This is a genomic window from Aquimarina aquimarini (assembly GCF_900299535.1).
Lineage (GTDB): Bacteria > Bacteroidota > Bacteroidia > Flavobacteriales > Flavobacteriaceae > Aquimarina > Aquimarina aquimarini.
In genome coordinates this window covers 288586-310163 of record NZ_OMKE01000010.1, presented here as the reverse complement: position 1 = coordinate 310163, position 21578 = coordinate 288586, and the positions used below count along the sequence as shown (strand labels likewise).

Sequence of the window (21578 nt, the reverse complement as noted above, 5' to 3'; positions counted from 1 at the left end):
AAATTCAAGATTTAAGATACAAAAAAGGAGCGAAAACATTGTCGTTTTCACTCCTCGTATTTTAATCCTTTTAAAGGACTTTTTCAGTGCCCTCAAAATATTCAGGCTCTTTTTTTTAGTCATTTCTATTTTTATCCCTTCAACCAAGCATCCCTAAGAACTGTCTGCTTCTTTGAAGAATCTTTGAGTACGCCAAGTTTATTTCCGTTTGTATACGACTTAGTCACTTTGGTCTTGATAATTACTTCTTTTCCTGCTCTATTCAACTTAACTACAACATCATCTCCTTCTTGCCATTGAAACGTTCCTCCAAGAATCGTATTTGCATTTTGCAATGTTAGCTTGGTTCCATTAACCTCTATGATATCGTCGTTAGGCTTAGCTCCATTTTCTGCCCAAAAGCTATTATCAGCAACTAAATCTGTAAAAAAGATGGTTCCTTTTTCTTGATTACCTGCTACTATTAATACTCCTGAGTTCTGGATATAATTTGTTTTAACTTTTTCTGAAGTTATAGCAATTCCAACCTTGTCAAAAAATTCTTTATAATTGATTGGAGTCTTTCCTACCACATGCGTTTTTAAAAACGTACCTACAGATGGATATGTCATTGTGATGATCTCATCTATAATCTTATCATCATCAAAAGGCTTATTCTTACCATATTTTAAGGACAATTCTTTCATCAAAGATAATATCCCTCTGTTTCCTCCACTCTCTTCTCTCATCAAAATATCGATACACATTCCTATCAAGGCTCCTTTTTCGTATACATTGATATAATTAGAAGCATACGGCTCTTCTAGAATATTTTCACTCATAACTGTGAAACTCATTGTATCATCATAACTACTAGCACCTTGAATCTTACCTATAATCTTATCATAAAATTCTTGTTCTTCTACCAATCCTTGGTTTACCTGAAATAAGGTTGCAAAGTATTCAGTTACTCCTTCATACATCCACAAATGTTTTGAGAATGTAGGTTGATTATAATCGAAATAATGTACATCTTCAGAATGAACACTCAATGGTGTCACGATATGAAAAAACTCATGAGATACTACATCAATCATTGCCGATGCCAAGGCTTCATCAGGCATTTGCTCTGGTAATACTACAACAGTAGAAGTATGATGTTCTAAGGCTCCAAATCCAGACGGTGCATCTTCTGCACCTGATGCTAGATAAAGGTATATATCATAACGAGGAGTACTATTTATATCTCCCATATATGCTTTTTGCCCTTTCATCATTTTAAAAACTGTTTCTTTTATTTTTGATGCAGTATGTACATTATTGGGTGAATAGATACTCAATACTATTTTAATATCTCCTACCATAAACTCTTCTACATCGAGATCACCATACATCATAGGATTATCTGTAATATCAAAATAGCGAGTTGCAAAATACGTATCTGTTGTTACAGCTCCATCCTCACTTACATCCGCACTTGTCTTTTGCAAAGCAGATGTTCTCTTCATTCCTGTAGGTGCTTTTACCTCTAGTGCATATTGATTATTTTTTAACACATCAAAATATCCAATAAATCCATGAAGATTTAACACATAATTTTTTGGTTCAATATTGGTTCCTGATGGAGAAAAAGGTGTGCCGATATCGGTATTCTCAATATCATATGTATCATTAACATTATAGGTTATCTTATCTAAATTTTTAGCATTTGTGATTACCCAAGTATTTGTATCTTCTGATGTTACATTAATCTCGTTACCATCATAGTCAAAGGCTTTAAAATCATCTACAAATTTCCCAAAATCACTTACCGCATAGGTACCTTGTACTACTTTGGGCAATGAATATTTTACTGTATCTTGAGTAAAGCGCCCTGGATTTATGACAACTGGTACTTTATCATTTTTCACCTGTGTTAAATCCAATGCTGTTGCTATAGGGATACTTGTGGCTATATCATTTATAGGGGTTTTGGCTCCACAACCAACCAATAATACACCAATAGAAATTTTGGCTAATGTTCTTTTCATTGTTATAAATTAATGATTTACTATACACTAGACTATAAAAAAGTGCCAGTGTTTCAATTTTGACGTGCAAATTATACAATTTGTATAGACTTTGACCTATTTTTATTGATTTTTATACTGAAAACCATATGTCAGATTTAATAATTGATCAATATCGATTACAGCTATCAATCAACCCTACATTTTTATTGCCAGAAAAAGCAACTCTTATTTTTTTACATGATTCATTAGGGTGTATCGAATTATGGAGGGATTTCCCTAATCATATAGCTTTAAAAACTGGATTAAACATTCTTTCATATGATCGACAGGGTTATGGTAAATCTGCTCCTTTCTCTACTTCTAAAAGAGATATTGATTATTTAAAAAATGAAGCAATTATTCTAGAGAAAATAATAAATAATCTCAATTTAAAAAATGTAATATTATTTGGTCATAGTGATGGCGGTAGTATTGCTTTATTAGCTGCTGCCTTATTTCCTGAAAAAATTAATGCTATTATTACAGAAGGAGCACATGTATTTGTAGAACCAGAAACTATTGAGGGGATCAAAAAAGCTGTTATAGCATACAAAAACACTAACTTAAAAGAAAAATTAACACGATATCACCAGAATAATACAGAAGCTGTTTTTTCTATGTGGACAGAGACTTGGTTATCTAAAGAGTATGAGTCTTGGAATATCGAAAAGTATTTACCTAAAATACAATGTCCTTCTCTTATTATTCAAGGAGAAAAGGATGAATATGGAACAATCGATCAAGTACATTCTATTGTAAATAATACATCTGGAAATTCAGCTTCTTTAATAATACCAAATATTGGTCATACACCTCATAAAGAAAGTCCTGAAATTATACTTGAAAAAGTAACTGAGTTTATTAATACTTTATACTAATTACCCTGTTTTTGATAACTTTTCTTATTAATTATCACTAAAACTAGTAACAAATCCATTTTTTTTGACATTAACAATAATGTTTAAATTATTTTTATATAATAAAATAAGTATATTAATTATAACCTATCATTTATGAAGCTCTTAAAATCACTTCTTTTGGTATTGATATTATCTAATGCTAATGCTCAAGAAAAAGTTAATTATCAAAAACCTCCTAAAGAGATTTTAAACTTAGTAGATATATCTCCCGCCCCTTCTGTGCGTATTGACAAAAAAGGAGAACATTTAATTTTTCTTTACAGAAACAGCTATAAAACTATTGCAGAATTATCACAAGAAGAAGTAAGACTGGCTGGATTAAGAATTAATCCTAAAACCAATATTTCTAGTAGAATAAACTATTTTAATAATATCAAATTAAAGAAAACTACAGATAACAATACTAGTCAAATCAAAGGGATTCCCAAAAATGCTATGATAGCAAATTTTAAGTGGTCTCCTGATCAAAGTAAAGCAACATTTACAAACACTACACATGATGGGGTTGAGTTATGGGTACTAGATATCATTACAAAGGAAGCTTCCAAAATTACAAATGCAATTATCAATGCCAATTTAGGCACTCCATATAAATGGTTTAAAGATGGCTCTGCTTTATTGGTAAAATGTATTCCTGCTAATAAGAAACCATTAATTGATTCTCAAAAAGTTGTACCTACAGGTCCAACTATTACAATCAGTGAAGGAACAAAAGCACAAAACAGAACGTATCAGGATTTACTAAAAAACCCTAATGATGAATACAATTTTGAGCAATTAGCCATTTCAGAAATAAGAAAGGTAAATTTAGACGGTACATCTACAGTTTGGAGTTCTGCAGCTATGTACAGTACTTTTTCGTTTTCGCCTGATGGTAATTATATTATAGCAACTAGCATTCAAAAGCCTTTTTCTTATTTGGTTCCATACAAACGTTTTCCACAAGAAACCAAAATTTATACAAAAACAGGAAAAACACTTAAAACAATCAATAAAGTCCCTCTCAGCGAAGTACTACCAAAGGGCTTTATGGCTACCAGAGTAGGAAAAAGATCTATGACATGGCGTAAAGACTTACCTGCTACATTGATATGGGCAGAAGCTTTAGATAACGGGAATCCAAAAATGGATGTAGAATTTAGAGATGAAATATTTCAACTCAATGCCCCATTTGATGAAACTCCTAAATCTATTTTAAAAACAATCGACCGTTTTGCAAGAATAGATTGGACTACCAACAAAGAATTTGCTATTGCGTATGACTATTGGTGGAATACTCGAAATACGAGAACATATGTTTTTTCTCCGTCTACACCCAGCAAAAAACCTACTATCATTCATAACAGAAATTATCAAGATAGATATAGCAATCCTGGGAGCCCCGCAACTATAAAGAATAAATACGGACATGCTGTAGTGCATATTAATAATAACAACATCTATTTGATTGGGGATGGACATACTAAAAATGGGCAATTTCCTTTTATAGATAAGTTAAATATTGCATCTAATAAAACTACTCGGGTTTATGAATCAAAATACCAGAATAAAAAAGAGAGTATTCATTCTGCGATAACAATTGATAAAGGTCTTTTTTTGTTAAGAATAGAGTCTGCTAATGAATATCCTAATTATTATTTAAGAAACATTCATAAAACAGATCCTCCAAAACAAATAACATTTTTCAAAAATCCTTTTACTAGTATTCAAAATGTACACAAAGAAGTTATAAAATACAAAAGAGATGATGGTTTAGAGCTTTCTGGCACTTTATATCTTCCAATTGGGTATGATCGTACAAAAAAAGAAAAGATGCCTATGATATTATGGGCTTACCCTGTAGAGTATAAAGATAAATCAAGCGCTTCTCAATCTACATCCAACCCTAATAGGTTTACATATCCATTTTGGGGTTCTATGCTATATTGGGTTACCAGAGGGTATGTAGTTTTGGACAATGCCTCTTTTCCTATTGTTGGAGAAGGCAATAAAGAACCTAATGATTCTTTTAGAAAACAGCTCGTGGCAAATGGTAAAGCTGCAATAGATGCAGTAGATTCTTTAGGGTATATCGATCGTAACAGAGTTGCAGTTGGAGGGCATTCTTATGGTGCTTTTATGACTGCAAACTTACTTTCTCATTCTAATCTTTTTGCTGCAGGAATAGCAAGAAGTGGTGCATACAACAGAACACTCACTCCTTTTGGTTTTCAACGAGAAGAACGTAATTATTGGGAGGCTCCCAAAGTATATTATACTATGTCTCCATTTATGCATGCCGATAAAATGAAAACTCCTTTGTTATTAATTCATGGTAAAGCTGATAACAATTCTGGAACTTATCCGCTTCAAAGCGAGCGTTACTTTAATGCTCTAAAAGGGTTAGGTGCTATTACCAGACTTGTTATGTTACCAAAAGAAAGCCATGGATACAGAGCAAAAGAATCGATATTACATTTATTATGGGAACAGGATCAATGGTTAGAAAAATATGTTAAAAACAGAAATAACAGTACCTCAAAAGAGGTAAATTAAATTGTTGATATACTAGTCGTTTATCATTTAGATATTATATGATAAGTGCTTAGAGATTATATTTTTTAAATCATTTTTGTTTAATGGTTTATTGATCACATCATTCATTCCTATATCAAAACACTCTTTACCAACTTCACTTAGCTCTGATGCTGTAAGAGCTATAATAGGTGTTGTTTGATTAAACTCTCGTATTCTTCTGGTCGCTTCGGTTCCATTAAGGTATGGCATATTAAGATCCATTAAAATTAAATCAAAATCTTCTTTTTTAACCATTTGTAAGGCATTAAATCCATTTTCTACTATAGTACAATCATATCCAATAATATTCAAAAGATTTTTAGTGACAATTTGATTAATCTTATTATCCTCTGCTACTAATATTTTTCTATAAACAGGATGAACACTTTTGTGGTCACAATCTATTTTCTGTACTGTTTTTTCATTTATTATTTCTAATTTTAAATCAAAATAAAACTTGGTTCCTCTTCCTTCTTTACTATCTAGATTAATTTTGCTATCCATCATTTCCAAAAGGTTTTTTACAATCGATAGCCCTAGACCTGTTCCTTCTGATTTATTAAACTCTCTTCCTACCTGAGAAAATTTCTGAAATACAAACTCTTTTTTGTCTTCTGGAATTCCTACTCCATTATCTTCTACCTCATATCGAATAGTAATCATTTCTTTTTCAAGAGAAATTATTTTAATTCTAAGCCATATTTTCCCGTTTTCAGTAAATTTTGATGAGTTTCCTATCAAATTAATTAATACTTCAGATAATTTAAGTGAGTCTACATGTAATACTCTTGGTAATTCATCTGGTATTTCTAGCACCAGCTCATTATTTTTATTTTTTGCTTGATACTCAAAAGAATAAAACAAGTTTTTTGTGAGCTCAAATAAATTAGTAGAAGTTTTGGTTAATTTTTCATTATTTGATTCAATTTTACTTATTTTCAATACTTTATTTATTAAATCTAGAAGATAATCTCCTGAAAACTTTAAGGAATCTAATAATTTTTTATGCTTGCCAGAAATATCCTTTTCTTCTAATAGCAAAGTAGTAATTCCAACAACACCATATAATGGTGTTCTTAATTCATGACTAACAGTAGATATAAATTGAGATTTTGTATCTGTAAGTTTTTCTGCTTCAATCCTTTGTTCTATCAGGGTTTTATTTTCTTCTTGTAATAGAACATTTTTTTTACGAACATGCCTGTATTTTATATATGTGAATAACAAAATACCAGACAAGAGAATAGAAATCACTAAAAAAACATCTATAACACTTTCTTTTTTAGTCACTTCTAGTACATTTTTTCCTTTTTCAAAAACTACTCCTTCATTTAAAATATCATCAGTAAGCTGTACCAAAAATAATTTCTTCTCTACATCATTACGCACCTGCCCATAACCAGTAATTCCTACACAAATGAGGTAATAGATAAGCAATAACACCTTAATTCCTTCTTTGTTCATAGTCAATTATACATCTATAGTGATATGTGTTTAATCTTTTTTAGGCGATTCACTTACTATCATCAAACCACTAACAATTAAGAGGTTAAAGTAATAAAAAAAAGATTAATCAATAGATAGGAGTTGTATTGATAGAATCTATAGAAGAATAGATTTTATCTTACCTTATTTTTTCGAGAGACTACGTATACACCAAAAATGACTATAACAGCACCAATAATTTGAATTATTGATAAATTTTCTCCTAAAAATATATAAGCTAAAACAATCGTTGATACTGGTCCAAGGCTTGCTATAATAGAAAAATTAGAGGCTCCTAATTTTGCAATTGCCGCAGAAACTAAGTAAGAAGGTATAATTGTTGAGAAAATTGCCATGATAATGCAAATAACGTATAGTTCTGTAGGGTAATTAAAAATATCTTGTCTATCAAAAACTAAATATTGAATGATAATGCACATTGATGAAACTATCATTGCATAGGAAGTAAAAGATACAACTCCAAACTTAGGAATCAACCAGCCACTGCCTACGAGATAGGTTGCATAAGTTAATGCACTTAAAAAAATTAATAAAACTCCCAATATAAGGTGATCGGTTTCTGTATGAATTTCACCCCAAAATGTAATAATCACCCCTATATACGTCAATAAAATAGCAAATAGTTGTCTATTTGTTATTACATCTTTCAAAAACACTCTAGAAATAATAATGACTAATGTAGGGTATACAAAAAGAATTATTCGTTCTAATCCTGCTTTAATATATTGTAAGCCTAAAAAATCAAAATAACTAGCTAAATAGTATCCTACAAATCCAAAAAAGAAAATCCATACATAATCAATCTTTTTAATATTCTCTTTTTGTACAGGTTTAGTGTATAAGGCTAATACGATATATACTGGTAGAGAAAATAACATCCTAAATAGTAGTAAGTGCTCTGAACTTATATCAAACCTATATGCTAACTTAACTAATACGGCTTTTGCAGAAAATAATACTATACCAATAATTGCAAGTATAATCCCATATGATGATAATCCTTTACTTTTCATTTATTAAAGATAGAATTCTCAATATTCAACAAAAATGTATGATTATAATTATTACAATGTTCAAAAAAACCTTTCTAAAAAGATTTAGAAAGGTTCTTATAGTATCTATTTAATCAGTAAGATGTTATACATTAAATAAGAAATGCATAACATCACCATCATTTACGATGTATGACTTACCTTCTACTCCTAGTTTTCCTGCTTCTCTTACTTTTGATTCACTACCGTATTGTACAAAATCATCATATTTTATAACTTCTGCACGAATAAATCCTTTTTCAAAATCAGTATGAATCACTCCTGCGGCTTGTGGAGCGGTTGCTCCTATAGTAACTGTCCAGGCTCTCACTTCTTTTACTCCAGCAGTAAAATATGTTTGTTGATTAAGTAGTTTATATGCTGCACGAATCAATATCGCAGCTCCAGCTTCTTCTAACCCCATATCTTGCAAAAATAACTGTCGCTCTTCATAATCATCAAGCTCTGTGATATCTGCTTCTGTACCTACAGCTAATACAATTACCTCAGCATTTTCTGATGCCACTGTTTTTTTTACTTTTTCTACGTAATCATTTCCGTTTACGGCAGCCCCTTCATCAACATTACATACATAAAGTACTGGTTTATCAGTAATAAACTGTAGTGGTTTTACATAGGCAAGATGATCATCTTCTGAAAATTCAATTGCTCTTACAGAAGTTCCTGCTTCTAGTCCTTCTTTAATTTTTAATAAAATAGATTCTTCTTTCTGAGCTTCTTTGTTACCTGTTTTGGCAGCGCGCTTTACTTTATCAAGCTTTTTATCTACACTCTCTAAATCCTTTAATTGCAATTCTATATCAATTGTTTCTTTATCTCTTATAGGATCTACAGAACCATCTACATGCACAATATTATCATTATCGAAACAACGTAAAACATGAATTATCGCATCGGTTTCTCTTATGTTACCCAAAAATTGATTTCCTAATCCTTCTCCCTTACTTGCTCCTTTTACCAAACCTGCAATATCAACAATTTCTACTGTTGCAGGAATTACTCGTTCTGGTGACACTAATTCTTCTAATTTTTCTAGCCTTGAGTCTGGTACATTAACCACCCCAATATTAGGTTCTATAGTACAAAAAGGAAAGTTAGCACTTTGCGCCTTTGCATTAGATAAACAATTGAATAATGTTGATTTTCCAACATTTGGTAATCCTACGATTCCTGCTTTCATGGTACGTATATTATATAGTAGTCGAGGTATACATATCTTTCTACCCCTTTAATTTTGAGTCTGCAAAGATAATGGTATTCATTGATAGTATACAAGTAGGTTTCGATAAGATTATTTATTAAACCATATAACATAAAAAAAATCGATAATGTATCGCTTCTTATTATCTTTTTTAGGCATATCATTTTCAGAATATTTCACTTTTTTGTAAATTTAAATTTAATAACTAATCAAATGAAAATATTAAAAACTCTTATGATAGCATTAATAGTGATACCAACTACTGCTATCTACTCACAATCAGATATCAAAAATGATAATGGAAACTCTTCTACAGAAACAGTTACCAAGATTATTCGTATCAAAGGCCCAAATGGTGAAGAAAAAGTTATCAAAAAACAAGAAGTCATCACCAAGAAAAGTAAAATGCAACTTAATCCCGATGATGAGGGTAAAACAAATCAATCAGTTACATATATCAATGATGAAGTAGCGGTAAAAAAATCACATAGTTCATCAGACATACGTAGCTATACAAAAGTAGCTGACCAAAAAGGATTTATAATGACTTTCTTGGATAAATCAGGGAACAAAGTTGTAAAAGCAAGACCTCTAAGCGGTACTAGTGGATATTATATCGTTAACTCAGGAGATACTAATAATAGTGTTGGTTATTTTGACGAAGATAAAAATTTTATCGTAGAGATGTATGATTCTAAAACAGACGGAATTATTACAATTGTTTATAGGGCAAATGATGATGATACAATAGAAAATTAGAAGTATATACGAACCTCTTAAAATCTAAAACTATGTTACACAAAATAATGAAACTACAAGGAGTACAACCTCTAAAAAGAGAACAACTCCAAACGATCAAAGGTTCAGGATGGCCAAGAAACGAAGAAGATTGTCGTGCCTGCGGTGGAGAATGGAGCCCTCCTCTATGTGCTTTACCTTGGGATTCACCATGTGATTAATATATTGATGATATAATTAAAAGGTGTGCATATTTATCTAACAATGATGTACACCTTTTTTGAATCTACAAAATAGAATTTGGATGCATTCTTCTACTTCATACATTTTATATTATATCTATTTATTTTTTTAATGGTATATAATTAAATTGATTTTTTTCAAGATTAAAATAACATATTTCAGCATAACTTTAATTATTGTGCAATCTCTTAAAAATAACACTCCTCTTACCTGTTATTTACACTATTATTCTCTACAAAAAGGTGTTTTTATTAAAAAATATTCAATGGTTTAAGTTAAAATAACATCATTTTAGATATATTTAACCATACAATCATCTTATATAAATACTTTTTATGAAAAAAATCACACTCATTTTATTTAGTTTATTCACCATAAGTTGGTGTTTTGGCCAACAAGAAATAACAGGAACAATTACAGATTCTTCTGGGGCTGCATTACCATATGTAAATATTGTAGAAAAAGATTCTTCAAACGGAACAACCACAGATGATCAAGGTAGATATTCTATAACTGTGGGGCCTAATGCTACGCTTATTTATAGCTATATAGGGTTTGAAGGGAGAGAAATAGAGGTAGGAACACAGCAAAGAATAGATGTTGTTCTACTTGAGGGAGAAGCATTACGAACTATTGTTGTAGTAGGTTCTAGAAGCCCTAAACGAACTGCTACAGATACTCCTGTTGCAATTGATATTATTGATATGCAAGATATCATTACCAAAAGTGGTAAGATAGAAATCAATGAACTCTTACAATACACAGCTCCCTCTTTTAATTCTAATAAGCAATCGGGGTCAGATGGTGCTGATCATATCGACCCTGCAACACTTAGAGGGCTAGGTCCAGATCAGACACTGGTTTTAATCAATGGTAAAAGAAGACACTCTTCGTCTTTAATTAATATTTTTGGAACCCGAGGTCGTGGTAATTCTGGTACTGATCTCAATACAATTCCTGCATCTTCTATCAAAAGAATTGAAATACTTAGAGATGGCGCTGCCGCTCAATATGGTTCTGATGCTATTGCTGGAGTAATAAACATTGTATTAAAAGATAATGTAAACAAATTAACTGGTAGTATTAGTTATGGAGCATACAATACAGATGCAAAAGGAGATTTCCCTACTGGTACTCCTAATACGGATGGAAATAGACTAGACACAGGTAATGATGGGAATCGCATAGGAGATGATCAAAGTTTTGATGGCGGTTCTTTGAAAATTACTGCAAATTATGGAGTTGAAATTGGTGAAGGTGGTTTTGCTAACTTTACTACTGAATACCTAAGTAAAAACAAAACACTACGTCCTGGCTACGATTTTAGAAGAGGGTTTGGTGAAGCTGCTATTGATGGTTTTAATTTCTTTGCCAATGCTGCAATACCTATTTCTGAAAATACAGAAATATATGCTTTTGGAGGAAGAAATTATAGAGATACCGATGCATATGCTTTTACTCGTAATGATGGAGCACGTGTAGTAAACTCTATTTTCCCTAATGGTTTTACACCAAGAATTACGTCAAATATAATCGATAATTCGGTTTCTGCAGGAATAAGAACCGAGACTGAAAGCGGATGGAAAATCGATTTTAATAATACTTGGGGTAAAAACAACTTTCATTATTTTATCAAAGGAACTCTAAACGCTTCTCTAGGTACCACTTCTCCTACCGATTTTGATGCAGGAGGACATAGTCTGAGTCAAAATACTACTAGTCTGGATTTTTCTAAGTATTATGAAGATGTATTAAATGGATTTAATATTGCTTTTGGTACAGAATACAGAACAGAAAACTTTACCATTTTTGCTGGAGAAGAAGCATCTTATGCTACCTATGATGTCAATGGATTACCTATCACAGATGCAGCAAATCAAACACAGCCTATTGACCCAATTTCTGGAGATGCAAGGCCTGGAGGATCACAGGGATTCCCAGGATACAGTCCATCAAATGAAGTTGATCGCTCTAGAACAAATCTATCCCTTTATGCTGATGCAGAATTAGATATTACAGATCGCTTTTTATTGGGTGCTGCAGCAAGGTTTGAAGAATACAGTGATTTTGGGAGTACTTTTAATGGTAAATTAGCTTTTAGGGTCAAAGCAGCAGAGGCTGTGAATATTCGAGGATCACTAAGTACTGGATTTAGAGCACCATCATTAGCACAAATTTATTACAACCTTAGATTTACAGATTTTCAAGGAGGTACTGCTACAGAAACCTTGTTATCTGCCAATAACAGCCCTGTAACTGCTTCTTTTGGCATTGAGCAACTTAAAGAAGAAACAGCTATAAATGGAGCATTGGGGGCGACCGCTAGCTTTCACGGTTTTACCATTACTGTAGATGGTTACTATATCAATGTAAAAGATAGAATTGTATTGACAGGAACATTCCCTGCGTTACAAATACCAGATGTATCAGAAGCACAATTTTTTGCCAACGGAGTAGACACAGAAACTATTGGCCTTGATCTAATTTTTTCTTGGAAAGGAAACTTTGACTTTGGTGATGTATCTGCAACATTGGCGGGTAATATTAATAATATGAGCATAGAAGATATAAATAATGGTCCTCTAGATGAAAGTACTTTCTTTGGAGAAAGGGAGCGTGCTTTCTTATTAGCTTCTGCACCAGAAAGTAAATTCTCTCTTAACACCACCTATAGCAAAAATAAATTCAATGCAGGAGTGGGCTTAACCCATTTTAGTGAGATTGTACTTATTGATTTTGCTGATACAGAAGATGTATATGGAGCTAAGCTTACTGCTGACCTTAACGCTGGTTATAGACTTACAGAAAATCTTAAACTTACCGTTGGAGGAAATAACATATTCAATGAATACCCTGATCAGCAAAATGATGGGGAAACAGAATCTGGAGGGTATTGGGATGCTGTACAAATGGGATTTGGTGGCGCATACTATTATGCTAGATTAGATTTTAATTTTTAGTAATATAAAACATACTTATAATTGGCATATAATAAACCATCTACAGACTATAATGTAGATGGTTTTTTTTACACTTCTACTACTCTATTTCAAAGTTAAAACAGTATTCATTTTACTTTAATTAATAGTGTTTTCTTCATTATAAAATCTTCTTAACATATAAAACACTATAGAGAGTATTATCGTTCAAAAATTCAAATAAATTGATTTTTTGTGCGATTTATCTTCAAAAAATGATAATTACACTCTTTTTTATGTTAAAATATGATGTTTTTCATATATTTAATACATAACAAATAACAAGCCAACTATCATTTTAACACAAACTTCACTACATGAAAAAATTCACACTTATCTTAATCGTACTAGCCACAGGTCTGTCCTTTTCACAACAGACTACTGTTACCGGAGTTGTCTCTGATGCAGATGGCGCTCCTTTACCTGGGGTAAACATTATTGAAAAAGGAACAAAAAATGGTTCTACAACTGACTTTGATGGTAAGTATACCATAGAAGCTAATCCAGAGGGTGTTCTCGTCTATAGCTATATAGGTTTTGCTGCTCAAGAGGTTCCTGTAAATTCAAGATCTATAATCAATATTACACTTGCTAGTGGAGCACAGCTAGAAGAAATTGTTTTGGTAGGTTCTAGAGCATTACCCAGAAGTAATACCACCTCTTCCCTGCCAGTAGATGTATTACCTGTAAAAGAACTGGCCTCTACTGGTCAAATTACATTTGATAAAGCATTACAGTATAGGATACCTTCTTTCAATACTGTTCAAACTCCCGTTAATGATGCTACTTCACTTCTTGACCCTTACGAAATTAGAAATATGGGGCCTAGTAGAACATTAATCCTTATTAATGGTAAACGAAAAAACCTAAGTGCTTTATTATATACACAAACATCTCCTGGAATAGGTGAAACTGGTTCTGATATCTCTGCAATACCAACAGATGCAATCAAGAGAGTAGAAATATTACGAGATGGGGCATCTGCCCAATATGGATCTGATGCTATTGCTGGGGTAATGAATATCATTTTAAAAGATAATCCAGATGAGGGTTCTGTAACAATACGATCTGGTATAACATCAGAAGGAGATGGAGAAACTATAGGTGTCAGCCTTAATAATGGAGCTAGTATAAGTGATAACAAAGGTTTTTTTAATTATACTGTTGATTTTTCTAAGGTAAGTCTTGCTAATAGACCTGGAACAGTAGATGCAGAAGGAGAATTTAATGACTTTGTTTTTACAGATCCTGATCGCTATAATAGTTATCTCGTAGGAAATGAATTAGGCTCTACAAGTATGGCTGGTCGTACAGCAGAAGAAGCTCAACAATTTTTTCTGGATAATTATGTAGGTACAGCAGCTTACAATACAAGGTTAGCAGAAATCAATAGCGCCAATACGCAAGGAAGAGCAGATATTGATCAATTTTTAGCTTTCAAACCCGATGCAGGTAACATTAATGGTTCCCCAGAAACGGCAGCTGCCAAATTTTTACTAAACGGTGGATATGATATCAATGAGTACACCCAGATGTATATAAATGCGGCTTATGTTTATAAAAAAGTAAATAGCTTTGCCAACTACAGGACACCATACTGGAGAACTCTGTCTGATTTTCCTTATCTGCAAGATTTTTTCCCTGATGGTTCAAACGGTGAATATATAGGGTATGTTCCTACTTTTGAAGGTGTTCTCAATGATTATAATGCCACCATTGGTTATAAAACCGTAAGAAATGGCTGGAACTATGATCTGAGTTATACAACAGGAGGAAATACACAGACTTATATTGTAAATAATTCTCATAATGGCAATACAGTATACTCTCCTTCTACTTGGATTGATGCAAATGGTAATGGCACCGTAGATGCTGGTGAACTTATAGAGGGGTCAGAACTATATAGAGAGAATAGTCCTTTATCATTTGATCCAGGAGGAACAGGGTTTAAACATAGCGTTGGTAATATTGATATCGCCAAACTACTTTCTGATCAAATTAGTATTGGTTTTGGAGCAGAATTCAGGACAGAAACTTTTGAAATATTTGAAGGTAGTTTAGCTTCATATGATGGTGGTGGAAGTGATTCTTTTGCTGGAAATAGCCCTGAGAATTCAGGAAAATTTAATCGATATAACTTTGGAGGATATATAGATATTTCTGCTGATATTACTAAAGATTTTTTAGTAAACGGAACCGTACGTCTAGAGGATTATAGTGACTTTGGTGAAGCTTTTGTATGGAAACTAAGTTCTAGGTATAAATTTCTACAAGATAAACTTACTCTAAGAGCTTCTATTTCTACTGGATTTAGAGCTCCTACCCTACATCAAATTTACTCACAAAAAGCACAATATGCCTTTGTTCCAGGAGCAGGAATTCAGGTTGGTGGTTTGATAAATAATATTTCTCCACAAGCAAAATTATTAGATATCCCCAGATTAGATGCAGAAAAATCAACTAATATTACAGTAGGTATAGGAGCAAAAATTAATAGCAATATCAATTTTACTTTTGATTATTACAATATCGAAGTTAAAGATAGAATCGTTCTGAGTACCAGAATCGGAAAAACAGCTACTGATGCAGTAGGCAATAGTATTGGTAATACCAATTTAGATCAATTACTTAATGACAATAACCTAAATGATCTGAGCTTCTTTGTCAATGCAATTGATACCAGAACATCAGGAATAGACCTTGTTGCTAATTATAGAAATATTCCTATTGCAAATGGGCAACTTGGCTTTAGTTTATCTGGTAATTATACTATCGAAAATAAAAGAATCGGTGATGTTAAAAACCCTAAAATTGTTGAAGACTCTGGGCAATCTGTAGTAAATGAAACTCAGGAAGCTTTATTTTTCACCTCTAGACCAAGAACAAAATGGATATTAGGAGCAAATTATGAGGTTGGCAAGTTTGATTTCTCAGTAAACAATACTTATTTTGGAAAAACTACTTTTAGACAACAAGGTATGAGTACCGACCTACAAACCGAATTTATTCCTAAAGTAGTTACAGATTTGGGAATCAATTTCAATGCTACCAATAAATTTACAATCGCAGTAAATGTTAACAACTTACTAAATGTATTACCAGAATGGGAATTCAAAGCGCGTAATGCAAACGGAGAAGCAATCTTAAATGATCCAGCACAAGTAAGAACTAATTCTAATCTAATCACTTTTAATCAACGATACTCGCAAATGACTTATAATGGGTTTCATTTTAGTCAATTAGGTACTATGTTTACTTTATCTCTGAACTATAAATTATAAAAAGAATAAATTAATTACGTATAAAACTATCAACCTCATTGTAGGCATACAATGAGGTTGTTATATATCACTACTGCTACTTCTAAAAATATAAATCGTTAATTCTTTCTTTTTATTTCTTCTATCAAGTAATAGAACCCTATTTTTGCATGAAATTTAGTACGGAATATTGATGAAAAATTTAATTCGTTATTTTTATAATCTTTTTGTTTCCAAAGGCCTTTCTGAGACTACGGCAGAGTATTTGAATCTACTAATAGGAATATCTATTCTTATGGTTGTTCTTTTTATAGTAGACTTTGTATTTAAGAAAGTAATTGTTGCTGTTTTCAAAAGCTACGCTTCAAAATCAAAAAATACCTTTGATGATTACTTAGTAAAAAACAAGACCTTTAATTACCTCGCACATATAGTCCCTTTGTCATTGACAATATGGATTGTTCCTATGCTCTTTGTTTCATTTCCTACAGCAGAGAAATACCTAGAAATACTTTTCCATATTATGGTGATTGTATTGACCATATGGATTCTACGTAGTATTTTAAGAACGTTTAGAGATTTTTTGAAATCTTTATCCTCGTTCAAAGATAAACCTATTGATAGTTATGTACAGGTATTTATGATATTTGTATGGTTTATAGGTGGAATTATGATTTTCTCTTCTATGACCGGAAAATCAATCTGGACATTCTTGACAGCTCTTGGAGCAATGTCTGCTGTTATTCTTTTGATTTTTAAAGACACCATTCTTGGATTTGTAGCTAGTATACAAGTTGCGGTTAATGATACTGTGAGAATTGGAGATTGGATTACTATGGAAAAATATGGTGCTGATGGAGATGTAGTAGAGATCAATTTATCGTCTGTAAAAGTTCAGAATTTTGACAAAACAATTACTACCATCCCAACATACTATCTCACCTCTCAATCTTTTAAAAATTGGAGAGGTATGATGAATTCTGGTGGTCGAAGAATAAAAAGAGCGATTTTGATTAAAACATCAAGTATTTCCTTTCTATCAACAGAAGACCTTAATAAACTACAAGAGATAGAATTACTCAATGAGTATCTGCAGGATGTACAAAAAAACATAGATATCCATAATCAAGAAAATAATATAAATAAAAATGTTTTGATGAATGGTAGGAATCTAACCAATATGGGAGTTTTTAGAACCTATGTAGAGTTATATCTAGAGAACCACCCATATATCAACAAAACAATGACTATTATGAGTAGGCAACTACCTCCTACTGCGCAAGGTACTCCTTTGGAAATATATGCATTTAGTAACAACAAAGTTTGGAAAAATTATGAAAAGATAATGGCAGATATCTTTGATCATTTATTATCTGCAATACCATACTTTGACCTAGAGGTTTTTGAACTAAACTACACTATCAATAAATAATACATCAATACGCACATATGATTACCAGTTTCAGAATTATTAGTTTCTTAGAAGGAGTTTCATATCTACTTATTCTATTTGTAACCATGCCTCTTAAATATATATTTGAATCACCAGAACCAAATCAAATTATTGGTATGGCTCATGGTTTTCTTTTTTTACTATATATAGTACTAGCAATCATGGTCAAATTTGAAAAACAATGGAATGCAAAAACATTAATCATCGTTTTACTTTGTTCTATCATTCCTTTTGGTACTTTCTGGATGGATAAAAAATATTTAAAAGATTCTGCAAAAGCATAAAGCTACATAAAACATATAGCGATATAACTTTGGCGGACGTATTTTTTCTAACCAATTCATATCTTATTATCTTATAAATTGTACTCCATGTTAATATGCTGGAGGTGTAAAGTATGTAATATAAACATCTATTCAAAACTCAAAAAAATTAATAAGGGGACATTACAGTTATAAAATATATTCCTCCAATAGGGCATAAAATGCTTATCAATAGATAAATACCTAAAAAAATAGAACCTCTTATTTTTTCTTCTTTGCTTTCCCCCTCAAACTCTTTGATAATACGTTGCCATTTACCTTTATAGTAAAAAACTAAATAACCAATACCTAAATATATAAGCATAAAAAAAACAATATAAATTTTATGAATGCCTGTTAAAAACATTCCAAAAAAATCAATATTTAACAAATAAGAAACAAAAAATACTATAAACATACTTTTAAATAAAATCATTATTAATGATGACAATAATGTACTAAACGCTGGTGTATCATTATTAAAAAATAATGCCCACCTATACTCTACATAAAACATATAGCGATATAACTTTGGCGGACGTATCTTTTCTAACCAATTCATATTATATTATCTTATAAAATGTATTCCATGTTCATATGCTGGAGATGTAAGATATGTAATATAAACACCCCCTATAAAGCATAAAATACTAATAAACAAATAAATACCTAAAAAAATAGAGCCTCTCACTTTTTCTTCTTTGGTTTCCCCCTCAAACTCTTTGATAATACGTTGCCATTTACCTTTATAGTAAAAAACTAAATAACCACCCCCCAAATATATAAGCATAAAAAAAACAATATAAATTTTATGAATGCCCGTCAAAAACATTCCAAAAAAATCAATACCAAATAAATACGAAACAAAAAACACTATAAAATCAGTTTGAAAAAAAATCATTATTAATGATGACAACAATGCACTAAACGCTGGTGAATCATTATTAAAAAATAATGCCCATCTATACTCTACATAAAACATATAACGATATAACTTTGGTGGACGTATTTTTTCTAACCAATTCATAATTATAGCCTGTTATAGAAATCCTCTATAGGATAAAATTCTTGCCCATCCATATTTACCCTATAATGCACCTGTGGTTTCACATAAGTATGATCCCTATCTCGCATATGATACAAACGTTCTCGCATCCTACTACGTTTATGTTGAATGGATGGAACATAATCAATGTCAAAATCATCACTATAAGTACTGCCAAAAGTCCCCAATTGTCCAAAACTATTATCATAAGGCACTCCATTACTAGCTACTCCACTAGGTTGCCCCCAATCTCCAAATGCACCAGTTATAGATAAAATAAAATAACTACCTGATATAACCCAACCTACAACCCCTCCTCTAGTACCGATTAATGCCATTGTTATATCTACAGTTGCCCTCGTAATAACTTCGTTTCTATTAGAATCATCTTTTACTACCACATTATGAATTTCATAGGCACTAATTCCAATACTAATCCACATACAGATTTTCGCTCCATTTTTTAAATATTTTATATTATTTGACGCAGTACGTGCCCCTACACGGTGCCCCCCTGCTCCTACTGTATTGCGCTGGCTACTTAATTTACGTAGTTTCCCTTCTTGATTACGATACCACCCTCTGGCTTTATATAAATTTTCTCCCTTATGCCATGGGGTAAGATTACCTATTCTATTCATTGCTAAAGCTCCTGCAGCTTTACCTGTAATAGCTGTTCCCATTTTTACAGCATCGTACATAGGGTCTTCCCAATTAATTTCTTGAGATATAAATCGGGTTCCCAGATCAGGATCACCTCCTATAGGACCATTATAGGTAATTTCTCCCCCTCGTTTGTACACATCATTATCTACAAAGAGAATATGGGTATTGGTAGCGATATCTTCTGCTCGTACTACCACTCCTAATTTATTATGGGTAGCTTCACTACGCTCACTGGTTACACTTATCTTGGCATCTTTAGAAAGCTGTGTCCATTTATAGCCATCCCATACCTGATATCCATTATTTGCTCTACGCACATAATCTTGAGTATTTACTTTATCAGCTGCATAAGGTTGTAGGCTTTGCCATTGATGCATGTGACTACGTCTCACTCCTATCTCATCGGTAGCAAGGTCTACCTTATACAATGCTTCTGATAGCGCGGTACGGGTATTATCTATCTCCCATCTCAATGCCCAACCAATATCAAATGCGGTTGGTGGTTTACCATCAAATCGTGGTTTTACTGCTCGCTCTATTGCGGGGCACAATATATCATCTACCCCCCTTAGAGTTTCGTTACTCTTTCTCATATCTAGCAGTATTATTATTTTTTCTCTGCCACTGGCCAATTATTAATATGAGTGTGTCCTTTGACACTCATCTGGTGTGCATTGATCTTAAGCTCTGATACAACTCCACCTCCTTCTAGATTACTGTGATAGGTGTACATATCTGAGCAATATGCTCGTTTGAAATCGAGCGTGAATTTGATTCCCATACCATCTCCTTTATAAAAGATAATTTTACCATCACGAGTAGCTGTATCATTACCTGCCCAGTCTATTAAATCGTCTTGACCATCAAAATCTAATACAATAAGAATGCTACCTGCTCGTACCCGAGCACTCGGTCTACCACTGTAATCTACAGGTTTATGATAATCAAAGGAACATTCTATAAGCTTATAAGCTTTATTATCGATGATGAGTTCTGTTTTTGTCGCCATTGTGTTGTGTGTGGTTAATATGTTATTATTTTGTGTAATATATAGATGTCATAATCTACTCTCTACTAGTATTTCTAAAGCTTTGTAATTTGAGGTGCAAAACCACTATAGTGCAACATTTCTCTAGTTGCTATACTGTAGTCCTCTTAAAAACCTATAATTAAATATTATCTGTTATTATTACGCGCTAACATGTTTTCTTTTTATTGATATTTATTAATAATTCACATTGTTTATTAGTATATCATGACGACAATGTTATTTCTATATATAGTTAGTATCCCATATTTTGATATAAATGAGTTCTCTTCTGTATACAACAATATCTACTACTGAAGCACAAAAAGGGTCAAATATCAAGGATACATTACTGTTTTAGGAGTATTATTTAATCTATAGTAGCACCACTATTGTGGGGTTTTGGGTGATACTCATAAAATGGGGTAGGATATTTTGTAAAACAATACTATACTTTTAAATTTTTAAAAGATCAGTTTATACTATGCCTTAAATATTTTTTATAAAAAAAGTTAGGTAATTCATTCATAATACGCCAGTTTTAAGTTTGTGTGTACGAATATACACTTTTTATCAAAAAAAAGAGGGATTAATGCCTCAA

General features: G+C 32.0%; 16 protein-coding genes. 8 read left to right on the top strand and 8 right to left on the bottom strand.

Translation table 11 applies throughout. The annotated features are described in order from the left end of the window. Window positions 1–131 precede the first annotated feature (131 nt). A complete protein-coding gene (locus DG508_RS06575) occupies window positions 132–2009 on the bottom strand; it encodes a M61 family metallopeptidase (protein ID WP_108867363.1) in 1878 nt (625 codons plus the stop codon). A gap of 128 nt (window positions 2010–2137) precedes the next feature. On the opposite strand from DG508_RS06575, the gene DG508_RS06570 reads away from it, so the two are divergent. Then, window positions 2138–2908 (top strand): alpha/beta fold hydrolase, encoded by a 771-nt coding sequence (locus DG508_RS06570; protein ID WP_108867362.1) that lies wholly within the window; start codon window positions 2138–2140, stop codon window positions 2906–2908. Window positions 2909–3043: 135 nt separating this feature from the next. Beyond that, window positions 3044–5485 carry an alpha/beta hydrolase family protein gene (locus tag DG508_RS06565; protein ID WP_108867361.1) on the top strand — a complete coding sequence of 814 codons (2442 nt, stop codon included), beginning with the start codon at window positions 3044–3046 and terminating at the stop codon, window positions 5483–5485. A gap of 27 nt (window positions 5486–5512) precedes the next feature. On the opposite strand, the gene DG508_RS06560 is transcribed toward DG508_RS06565, so the two are convergent. The 3 genes from DG508_RS06560 to ychF form a co-directional block, all read right to left on the bottom strand. Then, the gene (locus tag DG508_RS06560; RefSeq protein WP_108867360.1) at window positions 5513–6970 is read right to left on the bottom strand and encodes a response regulator; all 1458 of its coding nucleotides are present in this window, start codon (window positions 6968–6970) and stop codon (window positions 5513–5515) included. 155 nt (window positions 6971–7125) lie between these two features. Continuing rightward, a complete protein-coding gene (locus tag DG508_RS06555) occupies window positions 7126–8025 on the bottom strand; it encodes a DMT family transporter (RefSeq protein WP_108867359.1) in 900 nt (299 codons plus the stop codon). A gap of 124 nt (window positions 8026–8149) precedes the next feature. Further along, window positions 8150–9244, bottom strand: a complete 1095-nt coding sequence (ychF, locus tag DG508_RS06550) for a redox-regulated ATPase YchF (protein ID WP_108867358.1) — start codon at window positions 9242–9244, stop codon at window positions 8150–8152. Between the two features lie 234 nt (window positions 9245–9478). Between ychF and DG508_RS06545 the strand changes: the two genes are divergently transcribed. The 6 genes from DG508_RS06545 to DG508_RS06525 all read left to right on the top strand — a co-directional run bounded on the left by DG508_RS06545 (window position 9479) and on the right by DG508_RS06525 (window position 18221). Further along, entirely contained in the window at window positions 9479–10024 is a 546-nt protein-coding gene (locus DG508_RS06545) for a hypothetical protein (protein ID WP_108867357.1), read from the top strand. 32 nt (window positions 10025–10056) lie between these two features. Then, the gene (locus DG508_RS21165; RefSeq protein WP_199912763.1) at window positions 10057–10224 is read left to right on the top strand and encodes a hypothetical protein; all 168 of its coding nucleotides are present in this window, start codon (window positions 10057–10059) and stop codon (window positions 10222–10224) included. Window positions 10225–10581: 357 nt separating this feature from the next. Further along, complete coding sequence (locus tag DG508_RS06540) at window positions 10582–13206, top strand: TonB-dependent receptor (RefSeq protein WP_108867356.1); 2625 nt, start codon at window positions 10582–10584, stop codon at window positions 13204–13206. Window positions 13207–13541: 335 nt separating this feature from the next. Then, window positions 13542–16505, top strand: coding sequence for a TonB-dependent receptor (locus DG508_RS06535; RefSeq protein ID WP_108867355.1), 2964 nt, complete (start codon window positions 13542–13544; stop codon window positions 16503–16505). Between the two features lie 172 nt (window positions 16506–16677). Next, window positions 16678–17916 (top strand): mechanosensitive ion channel family protein, encoded by a 1239-nt coding sequence (locus DG508_RS06530; protein ID WP_108867354.1) that lies wholly within the window; start codon window positions 16678–16680, stop codon window positions 17914–17916. A gap of 17 nt (window positions 17917–17933) precedes the next feature. Further along, complete coding sequence (locus tag DG508_RS06525; RefSeq protein WP_103867033.1) at window positions 17934–18221, top strand: DUF3817 domain-containing protein; 288 nt, start codon at window positions 17934–17936, stop codon at window positions 18219–18221. Window positions 18222–18369: 148 nt separating this feature from the next. Here the strand turns inward: DG508_RS06525 and DG508_RS06520 are convergent, their stop codons facing one another. The 4 genes from DG508_RS06520 to tssD are packed head-to-tail and all read right to left on the bottom strand — an operon-like array spanning window position 18370 to window position 20959. Continuing rightward, on the bottom strand, window positions 18370–18801 hold the full coding sequence (locus DG508_RS06520) for a hypothetical protein (protein ID WP_108867353.1): 432 nt from the start codon (window positions 18799–18801) through the stop codon (window positions 18370–18372). 6 nt (window positions 18802–18807) lie between these two features. Then, on the bottom strand, window positions 18808–19266 hold the full coding sequence (locus DG508_RS06515) for a hypothetical protein (RefSeq protein ID WP_108867352.1): 459 nt from the start codon (window positions 19264–19266) through the stop codon (window positions 18808–18810). A 2-nt stretch (window positions 19267–19268) separates the two neighbouring features. Then, window positions 19269–20543: a hypothetical protein gene (locus tag DG508_RS06510; protein WP_108867351.1), complete on the bottom strand. Its 1275-nt coding sequence runs from the start codon at window positions 20541–20543 to the stop codon at window positions 19269–19271. Window positions 20544–20557: 14 nt separating this feature from the next. Then, on the bottom strand, window positions 20558–20959 hold the full coding sequence (gene tssD / locus DG508_RS06505; protein WP_108867350.1) for a type VI secretion system tube protein TssD: 402 nt from the start codon (window positions 20957–20959) through the stop codon (window positions 20558–20560). Window positions 20960–21578 lie beyond the last annotated feature (619 nt).

Bases quoted from the DNA above. Each gene is read 5' to 3' on its own strand.
- DG508_RS06575 (WP_108867363.1), bottom strand. From the start codon at position 2,009: ATGAAAAGAACATTAGCCAAAATTTCTATTGGTGTATTATTGGTTGGT.
- DG508_RS06570 (WP_108867362.1), top strand. From the start codon at position 2,138: ATGTCAGATTTAATAATTGATCAATATCGATTACAGCTATCAATCAAC.
- DG508_RS06565 (WP_108867361.1), top strand. From the start codon at position 3,044: ATGAAGCTCTTAAAATCACTTCTTTTGGTATTGATATTATCTAATGCT.
- DG508_RS06560 (WP_108867360.1), bottom strand. From the start codon at position 6,970: ATGAACAAAGAAGGAATTAAGGTGTTATTGCTTATCTATTACCTCATT.
- DG508_RS06555 (WP_108867359.1), bottom strand. From the start codon at position 8,025: ATGAAAAGTAAAGGATTATCATCATATGGGATTATACTTGCAATTATT.
- ychF (WP_108867358.1), bottom strand. From the start codon at position 9,244: ATGAAAGCAGGAATCGTAGGATTACCAAATGTTGGAAAATCAACATTA.
- DG508_RS06545 (WP_108867357.1), top strand. From the start codon at position 9,479: ATGAAAATATTAAAAACTCTTATGATAGCATTAATAGTGATACCAACT.
- DG508_RS21165 (WP_199912763.1), top strand. From the start codon at position 10,057: ATGTTACACAAAATAATGAAACTACAAGGAGTACAACCTCTAAAAAGA.
- DG508_RS06540 (WP_108867356.1), top strand. From the start codon at position 10,582: ATGAAAAAAATCACACTCATTTTATTTAGTTTATTCACCATAAGTTGG.
- DG508_RS06535 (WP_108867355.1), top strand. From the start codon at position 13,542: ATGAAAAAATTCACACTTATCTTAATCGTACTAGCCACAGGTCTGTCC.
- DG508_RS06530 (WP_108867354.1), top strand. From the start codon at position 16,678: ATGAAAAATTTAATTCGTTATTTTTATAATCTTTTTGTTTCCAAAGGC.
- DG508_RS06525 (WP_103867033.1), top strand. From the start codon at position 17,934: ATGATTACCAGTTTCAGAATTATTAGTTTCTTAGAAGGAGTTTCATAT.
- DG508_RS06520 (WP_108867353.1), bottom strand. From the start codon at position 18,801: ATGAATTGGTTAGAAAAGATACGTCCGCCAAAGTTATATCGCTATATG.
- DG508_RS06515 (WP_108867352.1), bottom strand. From the start codon at position 19,266: ATGAATTGGTTAGAAAAAATACGTCCACCAAAGTTATATCGTTATATG.
- DG508_RS06510 (WP_108867351.1), bottom strand. From the start codon at position 20,543: ATGAGAAAGAGTAACGAAACTCTAAGGGGGGTAGATGATATATTGTGC.
- tssD (WP_108867350.1), bottom strand. From the start codon at position 20,959: ATGGCGACAAAAACAGAACTCATCATCGATAATAAAGCTTATAAGCTT.